Source organism: Faecalimicrobium dakarense (assembly GCF_000499525.1).
Taxonomy (GTDB): domain Bacteria; phylum Bacillota; class Clostridia; order Peptostreptococcales; family Peptostreptococcaceae; genus Faecalimicrobium; species Faecalimicrobium dakarense.
The window spans coordinates 1-2776 of the sequence record NZ_HG529381.1 but is presented as its reverse complement, the minus strand read 5'-3'; the positions used below and the strand labels follow the sequence as shown (position 1 = coordinate 2776).

The window sequence follows — 2776 nt, the reverse complement described above, 5'->3', positions numbered from 1 at the left end:
ATAAATTCTATCTGTATGTAAAAAGAATGAGGTTTTTAGGCCTCATTCTTTTATATTTAATCTTCGTATTTTAATATTCTTTCAATAAGTTCGCATTTTAATTCTTCTATTTCATCAAATTTCATATTTGGTACATAATGAGCTTCTATTACATCATGTTTAGATTTAGCTTTGTTAAGGTTTGAAATAGCATAACTTACTAATTCATCAAATATTTTTTTATCAAACTCTATTTCTTCTTTATATCTCTCTAATTTTTCTTTATTTATACTACCGTCTAAATCAATTGTATTCTCGCCTTCAAATAAATTACTAGATGTTATCCCAACACCTAAATCTTTTATTAGTATTGTTTCTATTTTTTCTTTTACTAATGGATAATGATATACTTCTACATTTAATCCAAGTTCTACAGCTTTAGTATATACCTTTTGTAAAAATGTAGTTTTACCAGTGCCTATTTCACCTTTTAAATAGTACACCTTACTAGCTTCACTTAATATACTATCTGTGTAATCTAAATGGCCTACAGGAGTTATTGCTGTCCCAAATAGATGTCTTTCTTTTTTATAATTTCCACTACATTTAACATCTTTAAATAAATCATTTATAAATTCTGATGTTAATAAATTTATCTTTCCATAATCCATAGAATCTTTATATTTTTCTTCTATATCAAGATATATTGGTTCAGCAGCTTTTAAGAATTTATATGCTCTTCTAAATGAGCTACTAATATCTTTTCCGCATTCTACTATTTCTACTTTATTCTTTTCTAACTCTTCTAAATTCCAATATTCTCCTAGGTTAATTATCTCATCTATAGCACCTGGGTCTTTAGGATCTACGATATGAGGTGCTGTTCCATCTAATAACACTACACCTAATTTTTTTATTACTACTCCGTCTAAAGAGCTAGGATCTGATGGACAGTGATGTAACTCTACATCATAACCTTTTTCTATAAATTCTTTTGCTATTTTTTTCATAAGCGATGATTTACCTACTCCTGGTCCACCCTTTAAGCAAAATATTCTATTAACATTTTCCGGTATCATATAATTAAAAAAGTTGTATGATCCATTTGCTGTATTTCCACCTGGAAATAATTTTCTAGTTTTACCTTCCATATAAATTCCTCCCTATGATTAATCGTCTCCATACTAAAATATTAGTTTTGGTTCGAATTTGTTACTATCAATTTTATTTTGCTTATATTTTTAATTTTAATCCTATTATTTTGTATTTTTATCTAAAAATAAAAAAGACCACTTATAAGTGGTCTTTTTATATATATTATGCAATTGTTTTTCTTCTTGATTTAGAGTTTTTTCTCTTCATATATTCGTAAACTGGTAGGCCAATCATAGTTATAATAAGACCTGATATAGCATTTTTAGGCTGAGTCATAATAGTACTTATTACTACAAATATTCCGCCTAGTGTTGCTATCATAGGTATTATTGGATATAAAGGAACTTTATATGGCCTTTTCATATTCGGCTTAGTTTTTCTAAGCTTCATAACTCCTATAAATAACATTGTGTAGAATATCCATATAGTAAATATTGCCAAATCAGATAATAAATTAAACTGTCCTGTTAAAGAGTATAATATAGCTAATCCTACTATTAACCAAGTTCCATTTAAAGGTACACCATTATTATTTAGCTTAGAAAATACATTAGAAAATGGTATCTTCTTTTCATATCCCATCATGTATGGTATTCTTCCACCTGTTAATATAAATCCATTAAGTGTTCCAAATACTGATATTAATATTCCTATACTTATTATTTTAGCTCCTGACGCTCCGAATAATTTTTGAGCAACTAACGTAGCTGGAGCCGCTCCTACTGGTGCCATCTGTGAAGCTGGTATTACAAATAGATATGCTACATTTATCATTAGATAAACTGCCATAACTATAGATATACCTCCAACTATTGCTGTAGGTAAATGTTTAGATGGATTTTTCATTTCTCCAGCTAACGCACCAACATATATCCATCCGTCATATGCAAATAACGTCGCTATAAGAACCTGAGAAATGGCGCTGACTACATTTACACCTTCCCCTACAAATGGTGTTATTATTTGAGATGACGAATCTCCTTTGATAAATCCAAATATAATTATAATCGATAATGGTAATAATTTACACACTGTTGATATAGTTTGTATGCTTCCACCAAATTTCGCTCCTAATGAGTTAAGAGCTGCTACAAATATTATTACACCTACTGCTATAACAATAACATAGTTATTATCTAGGCCCATCATACTAACTGCTTCTTGGGCAAATATGATTCCTAATGCTGCTGCTATTGCTGGTATAAATAGTATAGTTTGCATCCACCCTGTTAAAAATCCGATTCTTTCTCCGTATATCTCTTCTAAGTAAACCATTAATCCACCTGGTTTTATAATACTCGCTGATATCTCTGCCGCAGTTAATCCTGCTGCAATTGTTACCATCCCTCCTATTAGCCATGCTAATAGTCCTAGTCCAGGTCCTCCATTTGTAGCCGAGTAAATAGCTTGTGGTTTAAAAAATACCCCTGAACCTATTAACATCCCTACTACTGTTGATAAAGCTGCACTAAATCCTATTGTCTTCCTCAGCGTTTGCTGATTAGCATTTTGACTCATAGTTTACACCTCCTTTAAAATTTATTTTCGTACATTTATTTACTATTTTACATATTTTACTATCTAATACTAAAATTTGCAATATTATTTCTAAAATTTATTTTAATTTTCAAAATAATTTTAA

Annotated in this window: 2 protein-coding genes; both read right to left on the bottom strand. The window is 29.6% G+C overall.

Going from position 1 to position 2776, the window contains the following annotated elements; all coding sequences use genetic code 11:
• Nucleotides 1-56: 56 nt before the first annotated feature.
• Nucleotides 57-1130, bottom strand: coding sequence for a PRK06851 family protein (locus tag BN899_RS12780; protein ID WP_042275998.1), 1074 nt, complete (start codon nucleotides 1128-1130; stop codon nucleotides 57-59).
• Nucleotides 1131-1296: 166 nt separating this feature from the next.
• Nucleotides 1297-2652: an APC family permease gene (locus BN899_RS12775; RefSeq protein WP_042275996.1), complete on the bottom strand. Its 1356-nt coding sequence runs from the start codon at nucleotides 2650-2652 to the stop codon at nucleotides 1297-1299.
• Between the last annotated feature and the right edge of the window lie 124 nt (nucleotides 2653-2776).

Coding starts and splice junctions, on each gene's coding strand:
- BN899_RS12780 (WP_042275998.1), bottom strand. CDS start 1,130: ATGGAAGGTAAAACTAGAAAATTATTTCCAGGTGGAAATACAGCAAAT.
- BN899_RS12775 (WP_042275996.1), bottom strand. CDS start 2,652: ATGAGTCAAAATGCTAATCAGCAAACGCTGAGGAAGACAATAGGATTT.